Consider the following 25,855-nt stretch of genomic DNA (forward strand, 5'->3'; position numbering starts at 1 on the left):
CCCAGCAGGATGGCCCGGAGGTCTCGCCCGCGCCCGCGATCAGCCGCCGAACCAGCCGGGCACGTCGAGCCGGAACCAGTTGGCCGAGGCCATGGTGCCGAGGTCGTCTTCCATCGCGGTGACCCGTTCCGGGCCGAGCGTGTCCACCCACTGTGCCCGCAGCCGGTCGAAGATCTCGGCCGAGCGGCGTAGCCCGTCGGCGCCACGCGCTGTCACTCGGACCAGCCGCCGTCGGGCGTCGGTGGGGTCGTCGACCCGCTCCAGGTAGCCGACGGCGACCAACCGGTCGACGGTCTTGCCGGCTGCCTGTTTGGAGATGCCCAGCCGCTGACCCAGCTCGGTGGCGGTGGTGCCGTCCACGCCGACGGCCTGGAGCACGAACCCGTGCAGCGGTCGCAGCTCCGGATGCCCCTCCCGGGCCAGCTCGGCGTGCAGGTCGTCGATCAGCGTCCGGAAGCCGGCCAGCAGCAGCAGCGGCAGCGCGAAGCCGGGCCGCGCGGGATCAGGGGTTGCCATGTTCGACAACCACGTTTACTATTTCGTCAACCACGTTGACTATCTTACGTCACCCGATCCGCACTCTGGAAAGTAGGCAGCCATGCCCGTCTTCACCGCTCACACCGCCGAGACCGCGCCCGCCGCCGCCCGACGAGCCATCGAGGGCGTAGCCGGCCGGTTCGGCTGGCTGCCCAGCGCGGTGGCGCTGATAGCCGACTCGCCGCAGTTGCTCACCGGCTTCCTCACCGCCAGCGCGGGCTTCGAGCAGACCGACCTCGCCCCGCTGGAACGGGAGGTGGTCATCCTGGCGATCTCCACCAGTCACGAATGCCATTTCTGCGTCGCCCTGCACACCGGCAAGCTCACCCAACTCGGCGCGACGCCCGAACTGATCACCGCACTACGCGCTGGCTCGGCGCTGCCCGAGCCGCGACTGGAGGCCCTGCGCCGCTTCACGCTGGCCGTGCTCGACCACCGAGGCGCAGTGCCCGACGACGAGTTGGACGCCTTCCTGACCGCCGGCTACCAGCCCCGGCACGCGCTGGACGTGGTGCTCGGCGTCGGCGCGTACACAATGTCCACCTTCGCCAACCGGCTCACCCGGGCGCCGCTCGACCCACCGCTGGCAGCCCACGCCTGGACGCCCACCGCCTGACCTGGAACGCCTGCCAACCGCTGCTCAGGACGCCCCAAGGAAGTCGCGCAGCAGGGCGAGCATCTCGTCCGGACGCTCCTCGTACAGCCAGTGCCCGCAGTCCTGGACCACCTCGCCGCGGACAGTGTCGGCGTACCGGCGAACCTGCTCGGCGACCTGCCCGCCGAGGCTGGCCGCCGCGCCGACGGCCAGCACCGGCATGGTCAGCTTCGTGCCCCGGTACGCCGCGTTGTCGGCGATGTCCTGCTCGAACGCCCGGAAGTAGGCGAAGCTCGCCCGCAGATGCGCAGGGTCACGCAGATGGCTGGCGAACTCCTCGATGTCGGGCGCGGCGATGCTGCCCTTGCGCACCATCAGCGCGTCGGTGAACCGATCCACCCAGAGTGACTCCCGCCCGTCGACCAACGCCTCCGGAAGCCCGTTGCCGATGGAGAAGTAGCCGAAGTTCCACACCCCGGGCCCGGCCGAGGTGAGCGCGGGGAACGTGTAGATGCTCTCGTCGGGGATCGGCGCCTCGCTGAGCACCAGCCGACTCACCCGCTGCGGATGGGCGGCGGCGTACGCGTACGCCACCATGGTCCCCAGGTCGTGCCCGACCAGCCGAAGGTCACTGGCCAGGCCGAGCTGGTCGAGTAGTCCATGCAGGTCGGAGGCGACAGTCTTCTTGTCGTACCCGCCGTCCGCGGCGTCGCTGCCCCCGAAACCGCGCAGGTCGGGCGCGACCACGTCGAAGGAGCGCCCCAACTCGGGCAGCAGATGCCGCCACATGTGCCAGCACTGCGGGTACCCGTGCAGCAGCACCAGTGGCGGGCCGGCACCGCCACGAACGTAGTTCATGGTGATCTTACCGACCCGAGCCCGCTGCTCGGTGAACCCCGCCGGAACCCGCTCCCCACCCATCGCCGCCTCCATCCGCCGCCGCCCGCCGTGCGCGCGTCCTCTGCCGTCCGCCGTGCGCGCGTCCTCTGCCGTCCGCCGTGCGCGCGTCCTCTGCCGTCCGCCCGCCGCCTGCCCGGCTACCCGCTCCACCGCCCGCCATGCCCGCGAGATTCGGGTCCTGCCGGTTGATCGACTCGTCTTCCTTGAAGTCGCGGTGTCCGGCGGCCCGGGACACCGCGACTTCAAGGAACCCGAGTCGATCTAGACGCGCCGATCGCGAGCGTCACAGCACCCGGCTTGGGCCCTGCGGGAGTCGGTGCGGGAGACTGGGCGACATGGCGGCTCGTGGCTTCCCGTACACCGATCTCAAGGACTTCATCGCGGCGCTGGAGCGCGCGGGGGAGTTGCGCCGGATCGACGTCCCGGTCGATCCGACCCTGGAGATCAGCGAGGTGGTCACCCGCACGGTGCGGGCCGGCGGCCCGGCGCTGCTCTTCGAGCGTCCGACCCGGGGCGAGATGCCGGTGGCGATCAACCTGTTCGGCACCGAGAAGCGGATGGCGATGGCGCTCGGCGTCGACTCGCTGGACGAGATCGGTGCCCGGATCGGCGCGATGATCAAGCCGGAGTTGCCGGTCGGCTGGTCGGGCATCCGGGAGGGCCTCGGCAAGGTCATGCAGCTCAAGTCGTTGCCGCCACGCAAGGTGAAGACAGCCCCCTGCCAGGAGGTCGTCTACCGGGGTGAGGACGTCGACCTCAACCGGCTGCCGGGCTTGCAGGTCTGGCCCGACGACGGCGGGATCTTCCACAACTACGGGCTGACCCACACCAAGCACCCGGAGACCGGCAAGCGCAACCTCGGCCTGTACCGACTCCAGCAGCACGGCCGCAACACCTTGGGCATGCACTGGCAGATCCACAAGGACTCCACGGCGCACCACGCGGTCGCCGAGCGGCTCGGGCAGCGCCTGCCGGTCGCGGTCGCGATCGGCTGCGACCCGGTCGTCTCGTACGCGGCCAGCGCGCCGCTGCCCAGCGACATCGACGAGTACCTGTTCGCTGGGTTCCTGCGCGGCGAGCGGGTGGAGATGGTCGACTGCCTCACCGTGCCGCTGCAGGTGCCGGCGCACGCGCAGATCGTGCTGGAGGGCTACCTGGAGCCGGGTGAGCGGCTGCCCGAGGGGCCGTTCGGCGACCACACCGGCTTCTACACGCCGGTCGAGCCGTTCCCCGTGCTGCACATCGAAGCGATGACCATGCAGCGCAAGCCGGTCTACCACTCGATCGTCACCTCGAAGCCGCCGCAGGAGGACCACGGCCTCGGCAAGGCCACCGAACGGATCTTCCAGCCGCTGCTCAAGCTGATGATCCCGGACATCGTCGACTACGACCTGCCGGCCGCGGGCGTCTTCCACAACTGCGCGATCGTCTCGATCCGCAAGCGCTACCCGAAGCACGCCCAGAAGGTGATGAACGCGATCTGGGGCGCGCACCTGATGTCTCTGACCAAGCTGATCGTGATCGTCGACGAGGACTGCGACGTGCACGACTACAACGAGGTCGCCTTCCGGGCCTTCGGCAACGTCGACTACGCCCGCGACCTGCTGCTCACCGAGGGTCCGGTGGACCATCTCGACCACTCGTCGTACCAGCAGTTCTGGGGCGGCAAGGCTGGCGTCGACGCGACCCGCAAGCTGCCCACCGAGGGCTACACCCGCGGTTGGCCGGAGGAAATGAGCATGAGCCCCGAAGTCACCGCCCTGGTCGACAAGCGCTGGAAGGAGTACGGGATCTGATGGCCGTCATCGACGCACCGACGGCGAAGCCGGGCCGGACCAAGTCCTTCCTGAAGCTCGTCGCCGTCGAGCACTCGGTCTTCGCGCTGCCGTTCGCGTTCCTCTCCGCGCTGACCGCCATGCAGATCAACGGCGGCCGGGTACGGTGGCTCGACCTGCTGTTGATCACAGTGGCGATGGTCGGGGCGCGGACGTTCGCGATGGCAGCCAACCGGATCCTCGATCGCAAGATCGACGCGCGGAATCCGCGTACCGCCGGTCGGGAACTGGTCACCGGAGCGGTGAGCGTGCGGACGGCCTGGACCGGCGCGGCCGTCGCACTTGTGGTCTTCCTCGTCGCCGCCGCCCTGCTCAACCCGCTCTGCCTGGTGCTCGCGCCGCTCGCCGTGGTGCCGCTGGTCGTCTACCCCTACGCGAAGCGGTTCACCAACTGGCCGCACGCCATCCTCGGGATCGCCCAGGCGGTCGGCCCGGTCGGCGCCTGGCTGGCGGTCACCGGCACCCTGGACGGCTCCGGGCCGGCGTGGCTGCTCGGCGCGGCAGTGGGGCTGTGGATCGGCGGCTTCGACCTGATCTACGCCTGCCAGGACTCCGAGATCGACCGGGAGATCGGCGTGCACAGCGTGCCCGCCCGGTACGGTCGGCGTTTCGCGCTGCACGCCTCCACCGTCGCGCACGTGGTGACCTTCGCGCTGTTCATCTGGTTCGGTGCGCTGATCGGTCTCGGCTGGCTCTGGTGGATCGGGCTGGCGCTGACCGCTGTGGCGTTCGGCTACCAGCACCTGGTGGTCACCCCGACCGACCTCAGCAAGGTCAACCGGGCGTTCTTCACCGCAAACGGCTTCGTCGGCATCGCGCTGTTCCTCTTCGCCCTGCTCGACCTGGTGGTCCGGCTCGGCCTACGGCAGTGAGGCCGGGTGGTCCGGCTCGGCCTACGGCACTGAGGCTGGTGGGCTGGTGCTGACGGGGTAGCGGGCGCTCTCGAAGGTCCAGTCGATGGTTCCGCGCACGGCGTTAGCAATCCCGTCGAGATGATCGGCGACCGCCTCGTCCAACGCCGGGCCGAATGACGGCACCGCGGCGCGCAACGCGACGAAGCGGCGCATCGCCTCCCGCCAGTGCTCGGCAGCCCGTTCGGCCGCCTCCGCCTCCGGCACGCCCAGTTCGGCCTCGATGGCGAGGACGAGGTTGTGCCCGCCGGCGGTCCTCCGGTCCCGTTCCAGCGACGCCAGGTCGTTGTACCAGGAGAGCAGGTCGTTGCCGGTGCGGGCGATCTGACGCAGCAGCGGGTAGTGGTAGACCGGGTCGGGCAGTGCCCGGCCGCTGACGAACTCCACAAGCGGGTACGACACCTCCGCCGCCGAGGTCGACCGACGTAGCTCGACGTACTCGTCGACGCTCGGACGGCGCCCGGCCTCCTTGGTGACGGCCTCCTGCCAGGTGCCGTCGAGGTGCCGGGCCACCGCGTCGGCGAAACGCTGCCGCCACCGTGCCGGCATCCGGCGGCGCGGCTCCCGCCAGGCCAGCACCAGCAGTCGGCGCAGCGGGCCGGTCAGCCCGGCCTGCCGCAGCCGGGTGCCGTCGTGCAGCAGCGCCAGGGTGCCGTTGCGCAGCGCCCGGATCTGCTCCGGCGTCAACCGACTCGGCCCGTCGCAGGCGTCGTCGACCAGGAAGAACCAGGTGAACAGCGCGGTCAGCACCCGCAGATCGGCTTCGGTCGCCGTCGGGTAGAGCCGCGCGGCGTACCTGGCGAATGCGCCCCGGGACAGCCGGTGCAGCGCGGCGTCGTCCAGTGGAAGGCCAAGGTCGGGCAGCAGACCGAGCAGCCAGTCCTGCACACGATCGACGTGTGGTGGTGGGAGCCGGGGCGGGATCGGACATTCGGCACGCAGTGCCCGGAGGATCTCGCCGGTAGTCACCGATGCCTCCTCTTCGAGATGGTTCCGGTGCAATCGCCAGCGGCAGCATGTCAGGTCGGTGGGATGCGCAGGTGCCCCGTCCGACATGTCGGACCGGACCAACCCCGGGGGTGCCCACCAGCGGGCCAGCCGGACCAGGCAGGCTGGGGGCATGCGGGAACCATGGGTGGTCGGGGTCTCCGGTGCCTCCGGTACGCCGTACGCGGCGGCAGTCGTCGGCGGACTACTCGACGCCGGCGAACCGGTGGACCTGATCGTGTCCCGGGCGGCACGACTCACAGTGCTCGACGAGACCGGCCGGCCCTTCCGCGACGGGCACTGGGCCGAGGACCTCGCCGCCTGGCTGGATCGGGACCTGACCAGTGCGGATGTGCGGCACTGGCCGGCCGGCGACCTGGCCGCCGGGCCGAGCAGCGGCTCCTACCGGGTACGCGGGATGGTGGTGGTCCCGGCCAGCACGGCCGCCTGCGCGGGCATCGCGATCGGGCTTTCCAAGGACCTGTTGCAGCGCGCCGCAGAGGTGAACCTCAAGGAACGCCGTCCCGTGGTGCTGGTCCCCCGGGAGACACCGGTGACCCGCAGCCATCTGGAGCACCTCATCGCCCTGCACGACGCGGGCGCTGTGGTGCTGCCGGCCAGCCCCGGCTTCTACGGCGCCGGGGCGGCGGCCAGCGCCCAGCAGTTGGTCGACTTCGTGGCCGGCAAGGTGCTGGACGCGCTCGGCGTCCCGCACACCCTGTTCCGGCGGTGGTCCGGCCAGCTCGGCGCAGCCCGAAGCTGAGCCGTCCCGCTCGTGCTGGGCCGTCCGCTCGCGCTGGGCACCGTTGTGCTGCTCAGCACGCGCGGTGCTGCCGCCCGGCGGTTGGCCGAAGCGGGACGCGGACCGGACTGGTGTCCGGTCCGCGTGGCGTTGTCCGCACCAGTTCAGTACATGCCGGCGTTGGCCGGACCCGGCCCCGTGGATGCCGCCGGCCCCACATTGCGGGGCTTACCGACCTCATCCACCTCGTCCAGCATGCCCTCCCCCTCAAGCAGGGCTCGCACCTCGGATTCCCGAAACCGGCGATGCCCGCCTGGAGTCCGGATGCTTCCTATCCGGCCGGCCGCCGCCCATCTCGTCACAGTTTTCGGGTCTACCCGAAACAGCGCGGCGACCTCACCCGGTGTCAGCAGGCGATCTCCAGTGTCCACAGCCCCCTCCTCGCGTCGACGAAGCCCCCGGCTGAACACACTGCCCCCGGCTGGTGCGTAGCCCAGAGCCGTCATGAGGGACGTATGGCAATTACAGCACCAGGGACATGGCCTGTCCGCCCAAACGCGAAAAATGCACTGAGTGGGGAGTTAGTAATGTTACTGGTGCTACCTCTGCCCTGACCGGCGGTTTATGAACAGTGACTCACCGCTCAGTCCAACGGGTGCCGAAGGCAGCACGTTACGTGTCAGCGGTTAAGGTCACTCTCTGTGGATGCCATCGACCTGAGCCTCGTCGACCTGCTGCGCGGCAATGCCCGACTCTCGTACGCCGAGTTGGCCCGACAGGTGGGCCTCTCGGCCCCGGCCGTGCACGAGCGGGTCGGCAAGCTGGAGAGCAGCGGCGTGGTCCGGGGCTACCGCGCGGACGTGGCCCCGGAGTCGATCGGGTTGGGAGTCACAGCGCTGATCGGCATCGTCGAGGACTCCGGTGCCGACACCGACGACATGCTCGAGTCGCTGCGGGTGCTGCCCGAGATCGAGTCCTGCTACTTCATGGCCGGAGTGGAGTCGTTCCTGCTCAAGGCGCGGGTTGGCACGATCGCCGAGCTGGAGCAGTTGATCGTGCGGTTGAACCGGACGCCGGGGGTGGCCTCCACCCGTACCGCCATCGCGCTCTCCACCAAGTGGGAGAACCGCCCCCAGCCGGTCGGCTCGCCCGCGGCCTGACCGCCGCGTACCCCTGGTGTCGCCCGGGCGGCCGGCGGTAGCGTGCGCCGATGACCCCGCCGGCGCGCCCAGTGGCCGTGGTGACCGGCGCTGCCGGCGGCCTGGGCCACGCCATCGCCACCGCGCTGCACACCGACGGCTGGTCGGTGCTGCTCACCGACCTTGACCCGGCGGCGGTGCGGAGCGCCGCGGCGCCGCTCGGCGGGTGGTCGGCCGCCCTGGACGTCCGGGACGAGGATGCTTGCGCCGCGATCGCCGCGAACGCGGCAGGCCGGGGCGATCTCGCCCTCTGGGTCAACAACGCCGGCATCCTGGTCACCGGGGCGTCGTGGGAGCACGACGCCGCGACCCGCCGTCGGCTGCTCGACGTGAACACCCACGGCGCCATGAACGGCACCCTCGCCGCGCTGAGCGTGATGCGCGGGCAGGGCCACGGCCACGTGCTCAACGTCGTCTCGTTGGCCGGGCTGGTCGCCGCGCCCGGCGAGACGGTGTACGCCGCCAGCAAGCACGCCCTGCTGGCGTTCAGCCTCGGCACCCTGTCCGACCTGCGAATGGCCGGGTACCGGCGGGTGCACGTCTCCTGCCTCTGCCCGGACGGCATCTGGACCCCGATGCTGCACGACCGGCTGGACGACCCGGGGGCGGTAGCCTCGTTCACCGGATCGATGCTGACCGCGCAGCAGGTGGCGGCCCGCGCGGTCCGGCTGGCCCGCCGGCCACGTCCGGTGGTCAGCCTGCCCCGCTGGCGGGGAGCGCAGGTGCGCCTGTTGGACGCACTGCCAAGGTTGGCCGTCGCACTCACCCCCCTCGTCCGGGCCGCCGGCCGCGCCGGTCAGCGCCGCCAACGCCGCAGGTCAACGCCGCCGGACCGGCGCTGACCACAGCTGGCCCGCTTGCTAGGTTTCCGAGCGTGACTCATCTCGACCGGTGCGACGAATCCAGCCGAACCTGGGTGACCGAGGCGATCGCCGCCGTCGAGGCAGACGCGAACCGGTCCGCCGACACCCACCTGCTGCCGTTCCCGCTGCCCCGGGAATGGGGGATCGACCTCTACCTCAAGGACGAGTCGTCACACCCCACCGGCTCGCTGAAGCACCGGCTGGCCCGTTCACTGTTCCTCTACGGGCTCTGCAACGGCTGGATCGGGCCGCGCACCACGATCGTCGAGGCGTCGTCGGGTTCCACTGCCGTCTCCGAGGCGTACTTCGCCCGGATGCTGGGCCTGCCGTTCATCGCTGTCATGCCCGCCTCCACCTCGCCCGAGAAGATCACGCAGATCGAGTTCCAGGGCGGCCGGTGCCACCTGGTGGATGATCCGGCGAGCGTGGTGGTCGAGGCCCGGTGGCTCGCCGAGGACTCCGGCGGGCACTTCATGGACCAGTTCACCTACGCCGAGCGGGCGACCGACTGGCGGGGCAACAACAACATCGCCGAGTCGATCTACGCACAGTTGGAACTGGAGCGGCATCCAATCCCCGCCTGGGTCGTGGTCGGCGCCGGCACCGGGGGCACCAGCGCGACAATCGGCCGCTACGCCCGGTACCGCCGGCTCGCCACCAAGCTCTGCGTCGTCGACCCGGAAAACTCGGCGTTCTACCCGGCCTGGCAGGCCGCCGACTGGTCGGTACGCACCGGGAAGGGCTCCCGCATCGAGGGGATCGGCCGGCCCACCGTGGAGGCGTCGTTCCTGCCCTCGGTGGTGGACCGGATGGTCCAGGTGCCGGACGCAGCGTCGGTGGCCGCCATGCGCGCCGGATCGGCGCTGCTCGGCCGCCGGGTGGGCGGGTCCACCGGCACCAACCTGTGGGGCGCGTTCGGCCTGATCGCCGCGATGCTCGCCGAGCGTCGGACCGGCTCGGTCGTCACCCTGATCTGCGACCCGGGCGACCGGTACGCCGACACGTACTACGCCGACGACTGGGTGGCCGCCCAGGGCCTCGACCTGACCCCGCACCTGGCCACCATCGACCGCTTCCTGGCCAGCGGGGACTGGCCCGTCTGACGCGGTCAGCGGGCCTGGCCCGCCTGGGCCGTCAGCGGGGCGTGGCCTGCCTGGGCCGTCAGCGGGCCTGGCTCGCCCAAGGCCGATCGGCCGGACCCGGCCCGCCCGGGATGCTGATCAGCGGGGGTCGATCCGTTCGGCCAGCCCGGGGTAGCGCACCACGTAGCCGCTGTCATCAAGATCGATGTCGGCCGTGAAGGTGCCGCTGGCGAACCGCACCCGACCCGGCCCGAGCCCGGTGTAGATCTGCTCGGCCGGCACCACCTCAAGACCGGGTAGCAGCACCCAGGCAACGGTGATCCGGTGTGCCACGTCGGCCGGCTCGGCCGCCATCCGAAGGCGGTGGACCGGCAGGGTGTTGAACAGCGGCGAACCGCTCAGGTCGACGTCGAGCGCGTCGGCCAGCCGGTCCGGGTCGTCCGTACCCGGCAGACCGGCCCGGCGGTGACCGGCCGCGACCAGGGCCGCGTCCAGGTCGCCCTGTTCGGCTGTGGTCACCCGCCAACGGCCCGCGGCCCGCTCCAGGGTCACCCGGCGCAGCCAGCCGAGACCCTCGGCCTCGACCTCGACCCGGGTGGTGGCCCAGTCCGGCGTGGTGGTCAGCTGGTAGCGGGCGGTCCACGGGATCGGGTCCACGGCGAGCAGAGTGCCCCGGGCCGCCAACCCTTGGCCGTCGTCGAGCAGAACCTGCTCACTGCCGGCGGTGTCCGTCCGGGACCAGAAGATTGACTTCGGCATGGTCGGCATGAGCCGGACCTTACGCGACCTGCTCGGTATCGGCAGGGCATGCGCGAACGCCGCCGCGAAGCCTGGGCTTCGCGACGGCGTTCAGTGGATCAATCAGTGGGTACGCGCTGCGGGTCGCCCGCCAAAACCGCGCCGATCGTCACGTGGACGGTCCTCGCGGGGCCGGTCGTCGCGGGGCCGGTCGTCCCGGACCCGGCTCTCCGGGCGGAACCCACCCCGAGCGTCCCGGTCGCCGAAGCGCCGCTCGCCCTGCGGCCGGTCGCCGAAGCGACGCTCGCCGGTCGGTCGGTCGCCCCGACCGTCCCGGTCGCCGAACTGCTGCCGGTCGCCGAACCGACGCTCGCCCTGCGGCCGGTCGCCGTACCCCCGGGTGTCCCGATCGGCGTAACGCCGCTCGCCCTGCGGGCGGTCGCTGTAGCTCCGGTCACCCTGCGGGCGGTCGCTGTGCTGCCGGTCGCCGAACCGGCGCTCGCCCTGCGGGCGGTCGCTGTAGCTCCGGTCGCCCTGCGGCCGGTCACCGAAGCGGCGCTCGCCGGTGGGCCGGTCGCCGTAGCGGCGCTCGCCCTGCGGGCGGTCGCTGTAGCCCCGGTCGCCCTGCGGGCGGTCGCTGTAGCTCCGGTCGCCCTGCGGCCGGTCACCGAAGCGGCGCTCGCCGGTGGGCCGGTCGCCGAAGCGCCGGTCACCCTGCGGACGGTCGCCGTAGCGGCGCTCGCCTCCCGTGCGGTCGCCGAACCGGCGCGGGCCGCCGGAGCGGTCGTCGAACCGGCGCGGGCCGCCGGAGCGGTCGCCGTAACCCCGGGGCTCCGCCTCGACGCGGACCGGGACGCCACTGGGCTCGCGGGCGCCGACCAGCTCGGCCAACGCCGCGTCGCCGACCCGGACCCGGGTCTCGGCCGGCGCCACGCCGGCCTTCTCCATCATCGCCAGGGTGGTGCGACGCTGCTTGGGCAGCACCAGCGTGGCAACCGCGCCCGACTCGCCGGCCCGGGCGGTACGCCCCGCGCGGTGCAGGTAGTCCTTGGGGTCCTTCGGCGGGTCGACGTGCAGCACCAGGGTGACCCCGTCGACGTGGATGCCTCGTGCCGCCACGTCCGTGGCGACCAGCACGTTCATCCGGCCCTCACGGAACTCGGCGAGCGTCTTGGTGCGCATCCGCTGGGTCTTGCCGCCGTGCAGCCCACCGGCGCGTACGCCGACGGCCGCGAGCTGCTCGACCAGCCGGTCCACCCCGAGCTGGGTACGGGCGAAGACCATCGTCCGGCCGTCCCGAGCGGCGATCGAGGCCGCCACCGGGAACTTCTCGTGCGGCGGGATCAACAGCATGTGGTGGTCCATGGTGGACACCGAGGCGGTGGACGGCGCCGTGGAGTGGGTGACCGGGTCGGTCATGAACCGCTTGACCAACGCGTCGACGTCACCGTCCAGGGTGGCCGAGAAGAGCAGCCGCTGACCGTTCGCGGGCGTCTTCGCCAGCAGATCGGTCACCTCGGGCAGGAAGCCCATGTCGGCCATCTGGTCGGCCTCGTCGAGCACCGTGACCTCGACGTCGTCGAGCTGGCAGATGCCCCGCTCGATGAGGTCACCGAGCCGGCCCGGGGTGGCCACGATGACCTCCACGCCGCGGCGCAGCGCGTCGATCTGACGGTCGTACGGAACACCGCCGACGGCGGTCTTGAGGAAGATGCCGACGGACTTGCCCAGCGGCACCAGGGCGTCGTTGACCTGCATGGCCAGCTCGCGGGTGGGCACCAGGACCAGGGCGCGCGGACGCATCGGCCGGGCCCGGTTGCGGTTGGCCAGCCGGGCGATCATCGGCAGCCCGAAGGCGAGCGTCTTGCCCGAACCGGTCTGCCCGCGGCCCAGCACGTCGCGGCCAGCGAGCGCGTCCGGAACGGTGGCCCGCTGGATCTCGAACGGGCTGGTGATGCCCTGCTGCGCGAGCGCGCGGACCAGCGGCTCGGGCAGGCCGAGAGCGGCGAAGCTCATCGGCTCGGCGGTCTCGGTCGGCTCGGCCTGAGCTGTCGCTACCGGCGGGGTGCCGGCCTCGCTCGGGGCGACGTCGAGCTGCTCCCGAGCGGCGTCGGCCGCCGGGACTGAGTTGAAAACGGACGTAACGGTGCTGGGGTCAGCAGAGGTGGTCAACAAAAACCTTTCGAGCGGGGCGCATCTTCGCGATGGCCTGCCGCGGCTGTACCGCCGGATCGCCCGCAAGATCGCCCAGGGGCGCACACCACGCGCGCCGGGTCAGTGATCTCAGCCAGTGTACGGCGGTCTGGCGAAGCCGCCAGCCGGTTGACCGACCGTAGTGGGCGGACTCACCATCGCTGGCGCTCGCTGGCTCACCCGTTGAGCACGCTGCCCACCAGACCGTCCAGGGCGTCACCGGCCAGCAGAACGACCATGACGCTGATCGCCACCAGCAGCCCCAGAGCGGCGGCCAGGACGATCATCACCCGGGCGTTACTGGACCGCTCGGCCGGCGTGTCGGACCAGCCCTGGGCCAGGATGTGCCCGGTCAGCGAGCCGGAGGTCTCCACCGCGTTGGCGGGTATCGCGACAGTGGTGAAGCCGGCGCCCTCGCCGTTGCCGTAGACGGTGCCGGCCAGGTCGGTACGACTGTCGTGCCGCCCACCACGGACACCGGCAGCGTCCCGTCCGGCGGAACCAGCCGGTGGGCCGCTCGGCGGCGAGGTCACGCGGGAGTTTCCGGTGTTCCTGGTCGACGAGGGGGCCCCGGCGGTGGATGGTGGCCAGCTCGGCAGCGCTGGTGCGGGCACTACCGGCGGCGCGGAGGCGGGTGCCCCGGCCCATCCGGCACCGGACGTCGGGCGGGTCGCCCCACCGGTGGACGCCCACCCGGCCGGTGGTGCGGAAACTGAAGCGCTGCCCCGTACGCCGGGCGTGTCGGACATCGCGGGCGGCGGCGGGAACGGCGGTGCCGGCATCGGGGCGGGCGGGGCCGGTGGCGCCGGCACCGGCGGACCGGGTGGCGGCAGCGGCGGACCGGGTGGCGGCAGCGGCGGGCTCGGGACGGGCGGCGTCGGCGGGCCGGGAATGGGCGGCACCGGCGAGGGCGGTGGGGTGGGCGGGCCCGGGACTGGTGGAACCGGACCGGGCGGCGGCGTGGGTCGAGGACCCGGCGTCGGCACCGGGCCGGGCGGGTACGGGCCAGGGGCCGGCGCGGGCTCCGGTTCCGGTGGCGGCGGCTGGGTCGGCCCGGGGCCGGGTGGCGTGGGGTCCGGCTCCGGCTCCGGCTCCGGAGTCGACGGCGTCGGAGGCTGGGCCGGCTCGGCACCCACCGGCGCGGCTCGATAGACGGCCGGCGTGCTCTCGCGACGGTCCGGGGTGCCCAGGGCGCTGGCAGTGCCCCGGCTGCTGCTCGGAACCGTGGCGCTGGCCCGGGCCGGGGTGGAGGAGTCGCTTCGCTGGCCCGGCAACGACACGTCGGCTGGGCTGGCCGAGCCTGTCGCACGGTAGGTGGTAGCGGTGACCGGAGCGCTGGCCGGCAGGTCACTGCGGAGAGCACCGGCGGTCACGACGCTGGCACGTGCGCGGACCGGTGCCGCAGCCGCGCTCTGGCGCTCGTCGCCGCCGGCGGATGCGTCGTCATCGGCCTCGGCGGCGTCCGCGACGTCCGTCGCAGTGCCGCTGCCGACCGGGCCGCTGCCGACTGGGTCGCTGCCGACCGGGCCGCTGACAGCGGAGGCGGCGTCGCCGTCAGTGGAGCCGGAGTCGGCCGAGCTGGTGGCAGTCGAGCTGGTGTCGCTGCCTGTCGAGCTGGTGGCAGCCGGGCTGGCGTCGCTGGCGGCCACCGGGTCGGCGTTGTCCGGCCCTGATGGGCCGGCCTGGTCGACCACGGGGTCGACAGTCTCCACCGGATCTCTCTGCTCGGCCATTTCCGCCCTCCGCGCCAATGCTCGCACCCGGACCCGTGACGTCGAGTCGGATGTGCCTGGTTGTCACGGTGCCACAGATCGTCCCGAGCGGACAGCCGGAGCGGTCGTGGCGGATCAGCCCGTGGCGCTGGGGCTACCCGTCGCGCTGCTACTGCCCGTCGCGCTCGTGCTGGCCTTCGGCGTGGTCGTCGGAGACGCGCTGGTCGGCGCGTTGGTCGGTGCCGAGGGCGCTGTCGACGGAGTGTTGCTCGGGGTGTTCGACGGCTTCGGCGTCTTGCTGACGGAGGGGGTGGGCGTCGGGGTGGTCGTCAGCGTGGGCGTGGGCGTGGGCGTCGGCTTGGTGGTCTTCGTGGGCGTCGGCGTGGGCGTCGGCTTGGTGGTCTTCGTGGGCGACGGGGTGGGCGTCGGCTTCGGGGTCGAGACCGGCGGGGTCGGGTTGGTCACGACCGGCGCCGGCACCGCGCCGATCACCCGGGTGGCGGCGTACAGCCGGGACCAGCGGACGACGGAGATCTTGACGACGTCGCCAGTGGTGGGTGCCTGCACCATCTTGCCGTTGCCGATGTACATGCCGACGTGGTGGATCGTCGTCCAGCTGCTGCCCGAGGCGAAGAAGAGCAGGTCGCCGGGGAGCAGCGCGCTCTGCGGAACGGTGCGCCCCCGGGTGGCGGCGTACTGGTCGCGGGAGACCCGGGGCAGCTCGAAGTAGTCGGCGCCGGGGGACCGGTACGCCGCCCACATCAGGCCGGAGCAGTCGAACTGGTTCGGCCCCTCCTCGGACCACTTGTACGGGTCGCCGAGCTGGGCGAGCGCGTACCGGACCGCTGCCAGTGCCCGGGGGTGCGCGGCCATGCCGCTGATGCTCTGGTTGGAAACGTAGCCGGCGCCGATCTGCTGCTCGGCGGCTTCCTGCTGACGTTCGATCTCGATCAGCGCGGCGGCGTTGTCCCGGCGCAGCTTGAGCAGGCTCGCCTCGGCGGTGCGGAGCGCCGTCTCACCGGTGGTGAACTCCGCCTCGGCGGCGACGAGCAGATTCTTGGCGTCGGCGTGCTTCTGGTACGCGGCCTGCTCGCCGGCGCGGGCCCGGGACAGCTCCCCGGCCACCCCTGTGGTGCCGCCGTCGACCTTCTCGCCCCGGGTGATCGCCTGGAGGCGGCTGAGCCCACGGATGTCCTGGGCGAGTTCGCCCGGCGGCAGCGCGGCGGCGGCCTTGACGGCCTCGGCGGCGGCGGTGTCGGCCGTCTGCTGGGCCCGGAGCAGGGCGTCCTGCGCGGTCGCCAGCGCCTTGCCGGCCGCGTCGAGCTGCGCCTGGGCGTCGACGCGTTTCTGCCGTCTCACCAGCAGATCCTCGCCGAGCGCCCCGACCTGGGCCTCGCCGGCGGAGATCGCGGTGGCCAGCGGACCGTTGCCGATGTTGACCACCGGAGGAACGGGCACGCCGGCGACCGGCGCGCCGCCGGGCAGCTGAAGCGAGCCGGTGACCGCCGGGCGTGAACCGGTGTCCGGAACCGTGGTCGGCACGCCGGGCTCCGCGTACGCGGGGGTGGCCAGCACGGCCGCGGCGATCGCGCCGAGCAGGGCGGCCCAGAGCTTCGGACGCAGGACCGGCGAGATCACCGGGCTCCGCCGTCGCTGCCGTCGCCCGCGCCCGCTGTAGATCATGCCGCTCCCCGTCCAACCGCTCGTCGCCGCGCTCGGTGGGCGCGACCGCCGGGACGGTACCAGTGTGTGTGTTCCGCCCCACCTTGTTACTACCGCACCGCGCCACTCATGTCGATGCGTTGCCGGGTTACGGGAGGCTGAGAGTCTGGTGAAGTGGGTCGCTGCCGGCGACCGTGCCGCCGGGCCCGTCGGCACCGCGACGTACGCTCGATCCGGACCGCAGGTGGAAGGGACGTGCCATGGACGCCGGACTCAAGCGTGAGCTCGAAGCGAAGGTGTACGCCGGTGAGCGGCTGACCCGGGAGGACGGGGTCGCCCTCTACGAGAGCGACGACCTGACCTGGCTGGGACGGCTGGCGCACCACAAGCGCACCGAGCTGAACGGCGAGCGGGTGATGTTCAACGTCAACCGGCACCTCAACCTGACCAACGTCTGTTCGGCGTCCTGTGCGTACTGCTCGTTCCAGCGCAAGCCGGGCGAGAAGGACGCGTACACGATGCGCATCGACGAGGCGGTCCGCAAGGCCAAGGAGATGGAGGACGAGCAGCTCACCGAGTTGCACATCGTCAACGGCCTGCACCCCACGCTGCCCTGGCGTTACTACCCGAAGGTGCTGCGCGAGCTGAAGGCGGCGCTGCCGAACGTGAAGCTCAAGTGCTTCACGGCGACCGAGGTGCAGTGGTTCGAGAAGATCAGCGGCCTGAGCGCCGACGAGATCCTCGACGAGCTGATGGACGCCGGTCTGGAGTCGCTGACCGGTGGTGGCGCGGAGATCTTCGACTGGGAGGTCCGGCAGCACATCGTCGACCACGCCTGCCACTGGGAAGACTGGTCGCGCATCCACGCCCTGGCGCACAGCAAGGGCATGAAGACCCCGGCGACGATGCTGTACGGCCACATCGAGGAGCCCCGGCACCGCGTCGACCACGTGCTGCGGCTGCGCGAGTTGCAGGACGAGACCGGCGGCTTCGCTGTCTTCATTCCGCTGCGCTACCAGCACGACTTCGTCGACTCGGCGGACGGCAAGATCCGCAACCGGATCCAGGCGCGCACCACGATGGCCTCGCCGGCCGAGTCGCTGAAGACGTTCGCCGTCTCCCGGCTGCTCTTCGACAACGTGCCGCACCTGAAGAACTTCTGGGTGATGCACGGGCTGTCGGTGGCCCAGCTCTCGTTGAACTTCGGCGTGGACGACCTGGACGGCTCCGTCGTCGAATACAAGATCACCCACGACGCCGACTCGTACGGCACCCCGAACACGATGCACCGGGACGACCTGCTGCACCTGATCTGGGACGCCGGCTTCCAGCCCGTCGAGCGGGACACCCGCTACAACGTGGTCCGGGAGTACGACAAGGCCCCGTCGCTGGCCGAGCGGCGTGCCGAGCCGCAGCAGGTCTGGGCCTGAGTCACCACGTACCCTCGCAGTCGATGACCGAGCAACGAGGACCTGAGCAGCAGAGCGGGTTTCCCCGCCGGGACGCCGAGGGCCGCATCCGTACCCTGGGCGATCTGCTCGGGGTGTGCCTGGCCGGCCTGGTCATCGGCGTGCTCGCGTTGGTGTTGTTCGACTGGGCGTTCGCCTCGATCGGCGCCGGCGACTTCGGGCACACGAATGGTTGGCTGGCGGTGATCCTGCCCGCCTGGCTGTTCTGGGACGACTTCCGGGCCTGGGAGTTCGGCGCGGCCCGGGTGGTGGCGGCGGTGGTCGCCGCTGCCGTCGGGGTGTTCGCCGGGCTGCTGATCGCCGGTCTGGGCGCGGGGTTGCCGCCGTTGCTCTCCGGCGCGTTGGCGGCGGGGGCGTTCACAGTGGCGTACGCGGCCCTCTGGTTCCCGGGTGTCCGCTGGCTGGCCCGCCGGACCGGCTGACCACGACCGCCCGCCGGGCGGCTCGACCCTTCCGCCGGCAGTGGCGGGCGACGGAGAGAACGGAGTGGTGCAGGTGAGCGCCGCGCTCAAGTACACGCTGGGCCGGATCGGGCTGTTCGTCGCCGTGCTGGCCGGCCTCTGGCTGATCGACATGAACGTGTTCCTGAAGCTGATGCTGGCGCTGGTGTTCTCCGCTGCGCTCTCCTTCTTCCTGCTGCGTGGTTGGCGGGACGAGATGGCCGGGGAGATCGCCGAAGCGGCCGAGCGTCGCCGCACCGAGAAGGAACGCCTCCGCTCCGCCCTGGCCGGCGAAGACCAAACCCCCACCCCCACCCCCACCCCTGACCCTCCCACCCAGGGCCCCGACTCCCCGCGTTGATCATGAAGCTATTGCCACGACACGCCGAGTAGTCGGGCAATAACTTCATGATCAACGGCGCGGGGGTGGGGGTGGGGCTACCAGTTGGTGGAGCCGGGGACCTTGGGCCAGGGCTTGGCGGTGGGCTTGATCAGGTACGCGATGCCGCCGGAGCCGCCGGAAACACCACCGCTGGCGTTGGTTCGCTTGGTGCGCAGCCAGATCTGCTCGAACTGCTCACGCTTGTAGACGTTGCGCACCACGTCGTTGCTCGACGAGGCCGGGTCGTTGACGATCACGTCGCCGTCGGCGGTGAAGCCGACCACCACGAAGAGGTGCCCGGAGGTGCCGTAGTTCGCCCCGTCCAGCTCACTGGCGAGGAAGGACTGGCTGGTCACGACGGGGATGCCGGCGGCGATGAAGCGCTCCACCTCGTCCAGTGAGTGCAGCCGGGTCACCCGACCCTCCAGCCCGGGGAAGCTGGCCGCGTACGCGGTGTTGAACGGCCAGTTGCCCGCGCCGTCGTACGCGTAGTCGTAGGTCATCCGGGCGGCGTGGTTGACGGTCGGGTCGGGGTAGGTCGGGTCCACCCAGGAGGTGTCGGCCGCCGACGGTTTGCGTCCCCAGTACTCGACCACCATCTCCGTCGAGGTGGGTGAGCACCATGCCTCGCCGCCGCCGTCGTACTCGGGGTAGTGCCCGGAGTGCACGTTCTGCGAGTAGCGCGGCACCGGCAGCTCCCGGCCCCAGGCGATGTGCCCGGCGCTCGGGGTCACTGTGAACCGGTCCGGCACCGTGGAGCTCATCGCGCCCAGCATCCGGACCACCGGGGCGGCGCTCTGCCCGGGTGCGCGGTAGAGGGTCAGCTTGAGCTGGTACGACCGCAGCAGCACCCCGGCGGTGGCGTCGTCGATGCTGAAGGTGTCGGTCCAGATCGTCGACCAGGGGTCGCCCTGCCGGTTGACGCTGGTCCGCTTGATGTCGGTGTCGCCGGACGCCCAGCGACCCAGGACGTACCACGGGGTCTGGTCGCCGCTGGTGTAGCTGCCCTGCATCTCCACCTGGATCCAGGTGCCGGCGGGGGTCTCCGCGTTCCAGGAGGCGATCAGCTCGGTGGCGTCGAACCCGATCCGGGTCACCGGCGAGGTCCAGGTGCCGTACTCCCAGGTGCGGGTGGTGCCGGTGTGCGGGTCCGCGTACTCGGTGGTGCCGGCCGGGCTTGCCAGTGTGATGCCCGCTCGGGCGCCGGGCACGACGCGGGTGCCGGCCCGGCTGCCCCGGTGCCAGTCGGCGGGCCCGGACCAGTCCTGGTAGGTGATCTGCTCGTCGTGGGCGGGGGCGGGCGGGTGGGCCGCCAGCGCGGGCGCGGCGCTGGTGAGCAGGGCGAGCGTGGTGACGCCGGCGAGGGCGGCCGCGCGCAGGCGGGATCTGGCCATGGGTGCTCCGCGGTGTCGAGGGGGCATCGTCGCTGGTCAGTTTTCCGCTTGGAGGGAAGTTTCGCCAGATGTTGACAGATGGAAAATCATTGCCGCCATGATGATCCGCCTGGGATGGCCAACGCAGCGATCAATATTGATATGACCATGTGACAGGTGGTGAAGTGTCCTTCACCGAGCGGGATCTCCCGCCCATCGAGGAGGTAGTCCATGGCCCTCCGCACGCCCACCCCCCTCCGCCGTGTCCTGGTGCTCGCTGTCGTCACCGGGCTGGGCATCGTCACCGTCGCCGCCGGCCCGGTCACCGCCGGCCCGACCGCCGCCCGACCGGCACCGGACCGCACCGCTGAGCAGGTCGCCGCCGGCTACCGGGTGCTCGGGCCCCGGACCCTCGCCGACCGCAACGCGGTGGCCCGCACCGGAGCCGCCATCGACTACTCCGAACACGGCGTGCTGCACATCTCGGCCACCGCCGCCGAGGCCGCCGCGATCGGCAAGCTCGGCTTCCGGCTGGAACCGCTCGCCCCGCCGCCCAACGCCGAGCGCGGCGCCGGCGACTTCGGCGCGCTGGCCTTCCCGCCGGCCGACTCGAACTACCACGACTACGCGGAACTGACAGCCGTCGTGAACCAGGTCGTCGCGGACCATCCGGCGATCGCCCGCAAGATCAGCATCGGTTCGTCGTACGAGGGCCGCGACCTGATGGCGGTGAAGATCTCCGACAACGTCGGCACCGACGAGAACGAGCCGGAGATCCTGTTCAACTCCCAGCAGCACGCCCGCGAGCACCTGACCGTCGAGATGGCGATCTACCTGCTGAACCTCTTCACCGACGGCTACGGCAGCGACTCCCGGATCACCAACATCGTCAACGGCCGGGAGCTCTGGATCGTGCCGACTGTCAACCCGGACGGCAGCGAGTACGACATCGCCACCGGGTCGTACCGGTCCTGGCGCAAGAACCGGCAACCCAACAGTGGCTCGTCCAACGTCGGCACCGACCTGAACCGCAACTGGTCCTACAACTGGGGATGCTGCGGCGGCTCGTCCGGCAGCACCTCGTCGGAGACCTACCGGGGGCCGTCGGCGTTCTCCGCGCCGGAGACGCAGGCGCTGCGCAACTTCGTCAACGGCCGGGTGGTCGGCGGTGTGCAGCAGATCAAGGCGAACATCGACTTCCACACGTACTCGCAGCTGGTGCTCTGGCCCTACGGCTACACCACGGCGAACACCGCGACCGGGATGAACGCGGACCAGTACAACACCTTCGCCACCATCGGTCAGCAGATGGCCGCAACCAACGGCTACACGCCGGAACAGTCCAGCGATCTCTACATCACCGACGGAGACAGCCTCGACTGGATGTGGGCCACCCACAACATCTGGGCGTACACGTTCGAGATGTACCCGGGCTCGTCCGGTGGCGGCGGCTTCTACCCGCCCGACGAGGTGATCCCGGCGCAGACCTCGCGTAACCGCGAGGCGGTGCTGATCCTCAGCGAGTACGCCGACTGCCCGTACCGGGCCATCGGCAAGCAGTCGCAGTACTGCGGCGGCGGTGGCGGCACCACTGTCTGGTCGGACACCTTCGAGACCGCCACCGGCTGGACCATCAACCCGGCCGGCACCGACACCGCCACGGTTGGCGCGTTCGAGCGGGGCGCCGCCCAGGCGACCACGTCCTCCGGGGCCAAGCAGCTCACCCCGTACGCCGGGTCCAACGACCTGGTCACCGGCCGGCTCGCCGGCTCGGCGGCCGGTGACTACGACCTGGACGGCGGCGTGACCAGCGCCCGGTCACCGGCGGTGACCCTGCCGTCCTCCGGCACGCTGACCCTCTCGCTCGCCTGGTACCTGGCGCACGGCTCGAACGCGTCGTCGGCGGACTACCTGCGGGTGAGCGTGGTGCACAACGGCGGCACCACAGCGCTGCTCACCCAGGCCGGCGCGGCCAGCAACCGCAACGGGAGTTGGGCGGTCGCCAACCTCAACCTCACCCCGTACGCCGGCCAGTCGGTCCGCGTGCTCGTCGAGGCGGCGGACGCGTCCGGAGCCAGCCTCGTGGAGGCGGCTGTGGACAACGTCACCATCACGTCCTCCTGATCGGGTGGGGCCCCGTCCCGCCCCGGCGGGGCCCCACCACCCGCTCGGAAACCTCTGGATCTCGGACATAAGCCTCCCCCGCCCGGTGTGGTGCGGGTGTCCGAGGTATCGACGGCCACCGACCGGCCCTTGATCGATCCGACATCTCCTGGCGGTGCGCTACCGTCTTACCGACCAGTCCGCAGCGAAGCCGGTGCTCATCCCGGCGCTGTCCCGCAACTGTGATGCCCCACCGCCAGGTGGGGACGAGCCAGGTCGCCTACGGATCGGTCGCGAAACGCGCTCTCGAGGAAGGGCGCCTCGTGGGCGGGCGTACGAAAGTCCCTGTCGGCGAAGCACCACACTCCTCGACCGACAGGAGGCCCCCATGAACAGACGTACCCCTCGGCTCTTCGCGGCGACACTCGCGGTCACCGCGCTCGCCCTCGGCGCCTGCGCCGACAAGGCCGACGACCAGCCGAACGCCGGCACCGCAGCCGCCGCCTACCCGGTCACCGTCGGCGCGCTCACCCTCGACAAGCGCCCTGAGAAGATCGTCGTGCTGTCGCCCTCCGCCACCGAGATGCTCTTCGCGATCGGTGCCGGTCCGCAGGTGACAGCCGTCGACGACCAGTCGAACTACCCGGCCGACGTGCCCAAGACCGACCTCTCCGCCTTCCAGCCGAACGCCGAGGCGATCGCCGGTAGGAACCCTGACCTCGTGGTGCTCTCCGACGACCGCAACAAGATCGTCGAGCAGCTCGGCAAGCTGAAGATCCCGGTGTACCAGACCCCGGCGGCGACCACGCTCGACGACTCGTACCGGCAGATCACCGAGCTGGGCACGCTGACCGGGCACGCCGACCAGGCCACCGACGTCGCCACCCGGATGAAGGACGACATCGCCAAGCTGGTCAAGGACCTGCCGCAGCGCACCGAGAAGCTCACCTACTTCCACGAGCTGGGCCCGGAGCTGTACAGCGCCACCAGCAAGACCTTCATCGGCTCGCTCTACAGCCAGGCCGGCCTGACGAACATCGCCGACCCGGCCGACGCGGACGGTAAGAACTTCGGCTACCCGCAGCTGTCCCAGGAGTTCATCGTCAAGGCCGACCCGGACTTCGTCTTCCTGGCCGATGCCAAGTGCTGTCAGCAGAGCGCCGACACGGTCAAGGCACGCAGCGGCTGGGCCGGCCTCACCGCCGTGAAGAACAACCAGGTCGTCGCCCTCAACGATGACATCGCCTCCCGCTGGGGCCCACGGGTCGTGGACCTGCTCCGGGTCATCATCGACGCGGTCGCCAAGGTGCCCGCATGACCGTCGTCAGTCAGTGACCGGGCCGCGACAGGTGTCCGATCCGGCACCAACCGGTCGATTGGCCGAGCCGCCGCCGACAGCCCCGCGGGCCGAGCCACGTTCCGGGGCCCGGCCCGCCGGGCTGCCGTCCGGGGCCCGGCCCGCCGGGCTGCGCATGCGGTGGTTGGTCGCGGGGTTGGTCGCGGTGCTCGTCGCGCTCGTCGTCGGGGTGTCGCTCGGCCCGGTGAGCCTGCCCCCGGGCAGCGTCGCCGCCGAGCTGCTCAACCTGTTTCCCGGGGTGCACCTCGACAGTGGGCTGACCGAGCGGGAGATCGCGATCGTCACCGAGCTGCGCCTGCCCCGGGTGGTGCTGGGCCTGCTCGTCGGCGGTCTGCTCGCCCTCGCCGGTGGTTGCTACCAGGGCGTGTTCCGCAACCCGCTGGCCGACCCGTACCTGCTCGGTGTGGCCGCCGGCGCCGGCCTCGCGGTCACCGCGGCGATCGCCCTCGGCGGCGCCGGCCAGCAGGGCACGCTCTCCGGGCTGCCGATGACCATTCCGCTGGCCGCGTTCGCCGGTTCGCTGCTCGCCGTCACGATGACCTACGTGCTCGGCGCGGCCGGGGGGCGACGCGGGTCACCGGCCATGCTGATCCTGGCCGGGGTGGCGGTCTCCGCGTTCCTCTCCGCCGGGCAGACGTACCTTCTGCAACGACACGCCGACACCATCCAGCCGGTCTACTCCTGGTTGCTCGGCCGGCTGGCCACCGCCGGTTGGCACGACGTGCTGCTGGTGCTGCCGTACGCCGTGCTCACCACAGTGGTGGTGCTGCTGCACCGCCGCGAACTGGACGTCCTCGCGGTCGGCGACGACGAGGCGAGGAGTCTGGGCCTGCACCCGCAGCGCACCCGATACCTGTTGATCGCCGCTGCCTCGCTGGGCACCGCGGCGGCGGTCTCCGCCACCGGCCTGATCGGTTTCGTCGGCATCATCGTGCCGCACACCGTCCGGCTGCTCGCCGGGTCCAGCTACCGGGTGATCCTGCCGATGTCACTGCTGTTCGGCGGCGCGTTCCTGGCGCTGACCGATGTGGTGGCCCGCACCGTCGCCGCACCGTCCGAGCTGCCGATCGGGGTGGTGACCGCCCTGCTGGGCGGCCCGTTCTTCGTCCTCGTGCTGCGGACCGCCCGGCGAGTGCTCACGTGAGCCGCGAACCCGCCGTCGGTGCGGCGGCCGTCGAGGTGCGCGGGCTGCACGTAGCCCTCGGTGGCACGCCGATCCTGACCGGCGTCGACCTCACCGTCGCCGCCGGGGAATGGGTCACCGTGATCGGCCCGAACGGCGCCGGCAAATCCACACTGTTGCGCGCCGTCGGCGGCCTGCTGCCCGCGCCGAGGGCGATCACCCTCTTCGGTACGCCGAGTGCCGCGCTGCGCCGTCGGGACCGCGCCCGAATAGTGGCCACTGTGGCACAGTCGCCGGTGGTGCCGCCCGGCATGTCGGTGCTGGACTACGTGCTGCTCGGCCGCACCCCGTACATCCCGACCCTGGGCCGGGAGTCCACCGCCGACGTCGACGCCGTGCACGAGGTGCTGGGGCGGTTGGACCTCGCCGGCTTCCACCGTCGCGAACTGGCCACCCTCTCCGGCGGCGAACGGCAGCGGGTGTTCCTCGCCCGCGCGCTCGCCCAGGGCGCGACGCTGCTGCTGCTCGACGAGCCGACCAGCGCGCTCGACATCGGCCACCAGCAGGACGTGCTCGAAGTCGTCGACCAGCTACGCCGGGAGCACGGCCTCACCGTCCTGGCCACCATGCACGACCTCTCCCTGGCCGGTGAGTACGCCGACCGGATGGTGATGCTCGCCGCCGGTCAGGTGGTGGCCGCCGGAACTCCGTCCGAGGTGTTGACCGAGGACCTGCTCGCCACCCACTACCGGGCCAGCGTCCGGGTGGTCCCCGGGGCCCACGGCCCGTTGGTGGTCCCCGTCCGCCCCGCCCGCCCCTGAGCCCCGCTGCTGACGTGGCCAGGGTCGGGGCGCGCGACGGGTTCGTCAGGGTCCCAGGTCGATGACGGAGAAGAGGGCGCCCTGGGGGTCGCGCAGGGCGGCGAAGCGGCCCGCCGGGATGTCGCGGGGCGGGACCAGGATCGTTCCGCCCAGCTCGGAGGCGCGGGCCGCGGCGGCGTCCGCGTCGGCCACCGCGAAGTACACCGTCCAGTACGCGGGCAGGTCGGCCGGGAAGTCGTCGGCCAGCGGCGGCATCATCCCGGCGACGATCTGCGTCCCGAGCCGCCACCCGGTGTACGTCATCGCGCCCACCGCCTGGTCGTCGGGCTGCCAGCCGAACACCAGCTCGTAGAAGACCTTCGCGCCCTCGGGGTCGGGGGTGACCAGCTCGTTCCAGCTCATCGCGCCCGGCACGTTGAACACCTCGGCACCGGCCATGGCCAGCGGCTGCCAGACGCTGAACGTGGCGCCGGCCGGGTCGGCGAAGACCGCCATCCAACCCCTGTCGAAGACCTCGAACGGGGGTACGACGACCTGCCCGCCGGCCCGTTCGACCCGGCCGGCGACCAGTTCGGCGTCGTCGGTGGCGAGGTACGTGGACCAGATCGGGACCTGGTCCGGGATCGCTGGCGGGCCGGCGCCGGCCACCGGCTTGCCGTCGAGCAGGAAGACCGTGTAGCCGCCCGCCTCGGGCTCCGGGGTGACCTGGCCGGTCCACCCGAACAGCTCCGGGTAGAAGCGCCGCGCGTCGGTCAGGTCCGGGGTGGCCAGGTCGGCCCAGCAGGGCGTACCCGGCGGGACGGTGCTCACGTCAAGACCCCTCTCGGCCCG

24 protein-coding genes are annotated in these 25,855 nt (G+C 71.6%); 14 read left to right on the forward strand and 10 right to left on the reverse strand.

Annotated elements, in window-relative coordinates; genetic code table 11:
* Positions 1–39: 39 nt before the first annotated feature.
* On the reverse strand, positions 40–516 hold the full coding sequence (locus tag AB0K35_RS11725; RefSeq protein ID WP_238668698.1) for a MarR family winged helix-turn-helix transcriptional regulator: 477 nt from the start codon (positions 514–516) through the stop codon (positions 40–42).
* A gap of 82 nt (positions 517–598) precedes the next feature.
* On the opposite strand from AB0K35_RS11725, the gene AB0K35_RS11730 reads away from it, so the two are divergent.
* Entirely contained in the window at positions 599–1,153 is a 555-nt protein-coding gene (locus AB0K35_RS11730; protein ID WP_238668699.1) for a carboxymuconolactone decarboxylase family protein, read from the forward strand.
* A gap of 24 nt (positions 1,154–1,177) precedes the next feature.
* Here AB0K35_RS11730 and AB0K35_RS11735 read toward each other — a convergent pair whose 3' ends face one another.
* Positions 1,178–2,053: an alpha/beta hydrolase gene (locus AB0K35_RS11735; protein ID WP_363885078.1), complete on the reverse strand. Its 876-nt coding sequence runs from the start codon at positions 2,051–2,053 to the stop codon at positions 1,178–1,180.
* Between the two features lie 314 nt (positions 2,054–2,367).
* On the opposite strand from AB0K35_RS11735, the gene AB0K35_RS11740 reads away from it, so the two are divergent.
* Entirely contained in the window at positions 2,368–3,828 is a 1,461-nt protein-coding gene (locus tag AB0K35_RS11740) for a menaquinone biosynthesis decarboxylase (RefSeq protein ID WP_238668701.1), read from the forward strand.
* A complete protein-coding gene (mqnP, locus tag AB0K35_RS11745) occupies positions 3,828–4,739 on the forward strand; it encodes a menaquinone biosynthesis prenyltransferase MqnP (protein WP_363885080.1) in 912 nt (303 codons plus the stop codon). The genes AB0K35_RS11740 and mqnP overlap by 1 nt, the downstream gene beginning before the upstream one ends.
* Before the next feature lie 21 nt (positions 4,740–4,760).
* On the opposite strand, the gene AB0K35_RS11750 is transcribed toward mqnP, so the two are convergent.
* Entirely contained in the window at positions 4,761–5,747 is a 987-nt protein-coding gene (locus tag AB0K35_RS11750) for a terpene synthase family protein (protein ID WP_363885082.1), read from the reverse strand.
* A gap of 151 nt (positions 5,748–5,898) precedes the next feature.
* Between AB0K35_RS11750 and AB0K35_RS11755 the strand changes: the two genes are divergently transcribed.
* Positions 5,899–6,528 carry a UbiX family flavin prenyltransferase gene (locus AB0K35_RS11755; RefSeq protein ID WP_363885084.1) on the forward strand — a complete coding sequence of 210 codons (630 nt, stop codon included), beginning with the start codon at positions 5,899–5,901 and terminating at the stop codon, positions 6,526–6,528.
* Positions 6,529–6,671: 143 nt separating this feature from the next.
* On the opposite strand, the gene AB0K35_RS11760 is transcribed toward AB0K35_RS11755, so the two are convergent.
* A complete protein-coding gene (locus AB0K35_RS11760; protein ID WP_007454516.1) occupies positions 6,672–6,938 on the reverse strand; it encodes a BldC family transcriptional regulator in 267 nt (88 codons plus the stop codon).
* Positions 6,939–7,208: 270 nt separating this feature from the next.
* Here AB0K35_RS11760 and AB0K35_RS11765 point away from each other — a divergent pair, with 270 nt between their 5' ends.
* From AB0K35_RS11765 to AB0K35_RS11775, 3 genes are read left to right on the forward strand one after another with little or no spacing between them, the layout of a single operon-like run.
* Positions 7,209–7,667, forward strand: coding sequence for an Lrp/AsnC family transcriptional regulator (locus AB0K35_RS11765; protein WP_238668705.1), 459 nt, complete (start codon positions 7,209–7,211; stop codon positions 7,665–7,667).
* 50 nt (positions 7,668–7,717) lie between these two features.
* Positions 7,718–8,548 (forward strand): SDR family NAD(P)-dependent oxidoreductase, encoded by an 831-nt coding sequence (locus tag AB0K35_RS11770; protein ID WP_363885086.1) that lies wholly within the window; start codon positions 7,718–7,720, stop codon positions 8,546–8,548.
* 32 nt (positions 8,549–8,580) lie between these two features.
* Positions 8,581–9,672 carry a PLP-dependent cysteine synthase family protein gene (locus AB0K35_RS11775; protein ID WP_238668707.1) on the forward strand — a complete coding sequence of 364 codons (1,092 nt, stop codon included), beginning with the start codon at positions 8,581–8,583 and terminating at the stop codon, positions 9,670–9,672.
* Positions 9,673–9,789: 117 nt separating this feature from the next.
* Here AB0K35_RS11775 and AB0K35_RS11780 read toward each other — a convergent pair whose 3' ends face one another.
* From AB0K35_RS11780 to AB0K35_RS11795, 4 genes are all read right to left on the reverse strand, one after another.
* The gene (locus tag AB0K35_RS11780; protein WP_238668901.1) at positions 9,790–10,410 is read right to left on the reverse strand and encodes a putative glycolipid-binding domain-containing protein; all 621 of its coding nucleotides are present in this window, start codon (positions 10,408–10,410) and stop codon (positions 9,790–9,792) included.
* 102 nt (positions 10,411–10,512) lie between these two features.
* On the reverse strand, positions 10,513–12,405 hold the full coding sequence (locus AB0K35_RS11785; RefSeq protein WP_363885277.1) for a DEAD/DEAH box helicase: 1,893 nt from the start codon (positions 12,403–12,405) through the stop codon (positions 10,513–10,515).
* Between the two features lie 353 nt (positions 12,406–12,758).
* Positions 12,759–14,315 carry a hypothetical protein gene (locus tag AB0K35_RS11790; protein ID WP_363885088.1) on the reverse strand — a complete coding sequence of 519 codons (1,557 nt, stop codon included), beginning with the start codon at positions 14,313–14,315 and terminating at the stop codon, positions 12,759–12,761.
* A gap of 114 nt (positions 14,316–14,429) precedes the next feature.
* On the reverse strand, positions 14,430–15,977 hold the full coding sequence (locus AB0K35_RS11795; protein WP_363885090.1) for a C40 family peptidase: 1,548 nt from the start codon (positions 15,975–15,977) through the stop codon (positions 14,430–14,432).
* A gap of 239 nt (positions 15,978–16,216) precedes the next feature.
* On the opposite strand from AB0K35_RS11795, the gene mqnE reads away from it, so the two are divergent.
* The 3 genes from mqnE (at position 16,217) to AB0K35_RS11810 (ending at position 18,226) form a co-directional block, all read left to right on the forward strand.
* Positions 16,217–17,386, forward strand: coding sequence for an aminofutalosine synthase MqnE (mqnE, locus tag AB0K35_RS11800; RefSeq protein ID WP_091395685.1), 1,170 nt, complete (start codon positions 16,217–16,219; stop codon positions 17,384–17,386).
* A 23-nt stretch (positions 17,387–17,409) separates the two neighbouring features.
* Positions 17,410–17,847 carry a hypothetical protein gene (locus AB0K35_RS11805; protein ID WP_091395682.1) on the forward strand — a complete coding sequence of 146 codons (438 nt, stop codon included), beginning with the start codon at positions 17,410–17,412 and terminating at the stop codon, positions 17,845–17,847.
* A gap of 73 nt (positions 17,848–17,920) precedes the next feature.
* On the forward strand, positions 17,921–18,226 hold the full coding sequence (locus AB0K35_RS11810; protein ID WP_363885279.1) for a DUF4229 domain-containing protein: 306 nt from the start codon (positions 17,921–17,923) through the stop codon (positions 18,224–18,226).
* A 77-nt stretch (positions 18,227–18,303) separates the two neighbouring features.
* Here AB0K35_RS11810 and AB0K35_RS11815 read toward each other — a convergent pair whose 3' ends face one another.
* Complete coding sequence (locus AB0K35_RS11815; protein ID WP_363885092.1) at positions 18,304–19,641, reverse strand: C39 family peptidase; 1,338 nt, start codon at positions 19,639–19,641, stop codon at positions 18,304–18,306.
* A 210-nt stretch (positions 19,642–19,851) separates the two neighbouring features.
* Here AB0K35_RS11815 and AB0K35_RS11820 point away from each other — a divergent pair, with 210 nt between their 5' ends.
* From AB0K35_RS11820 to AB0K35_RS11835, 4 genes are all read left to right on the forward strand, one after another.
* Positions 19,852–21,744, forward strand: a complete 1,893-nt coding sequence (locus AB0K35_RS11820; protein ID WP_238668714.1) for a M14 family metallopeptidase — start codon at positions 19,852–19,854, stop codon at positions 21,742–21,744.
* A 367-nt stretch (positions 21,745–22,111) separates the two neighbouring features.
* Positions 22,112–23,041 (forward strand): ABC transporter substrate-binding protein, encoded by a 930-nt coding sequence (locus AB0K35_RS11825; protein ID WP_238668715.1) that lies wholly within the window; start codon positions 22,112–22,114, stop codon positions 23,039–23,041.
* Positions 23,042–23,195: 154 nt separating this feature from the next.
* The gene (locus tag AB0K35_RS11830; protein ID WP_238668903.1) at positions 23,196–24,224 is read left to right on the forward strand and encodes an iron ABC transporter permease; all 1,029 of its coding nucleotides are present in this window, start codon (positions 23,196–23,198) and stop codon (positions 24,222–24,224) included.
* On the forward strand, positions 24,221–25,024 hold the full coding sequence (locus AB0K35_RS11835; RefSeq protein WP_363885094.1) for an ABC transporter ATP-binding protein: 804 nt from the start codon (positions 24,221–24,223) through the stop codon (positions 25,022–25,024). The genes AB0K35_RS11830 and AB0K35_RS11835 overlap by 4 nt, the downstream gene beginning before the upstream one ends.
* Before the next feature lie 45 nt (positions 25,025–25,069).
* Here the strand turns inward: AB0K35_RS11835 and AB0K35_RS11840 are convergent, their stop codons facing one another.
* Entirely contained in the window at positions 25,070–25,834 is a 765-nt protein-coding gene (locus tag AB0K35_RS11840) for a VOC family protein (RefSeq protein WP_238668717.1), read from the reverse strand.
* Between the last annotated feature and the right edge of the window lie 21 nt (positions 25,835–25,855).

It is taken from the genome of Micromonospora sp. NPDC053740, from assembly GCF_040677775.1.
GTDB lineage: Bacteria > Actinomycetota > Actinomycetes > Mycobacteriales > Micromonosporaceae > Micromonospora > Micromonospora alfalfae.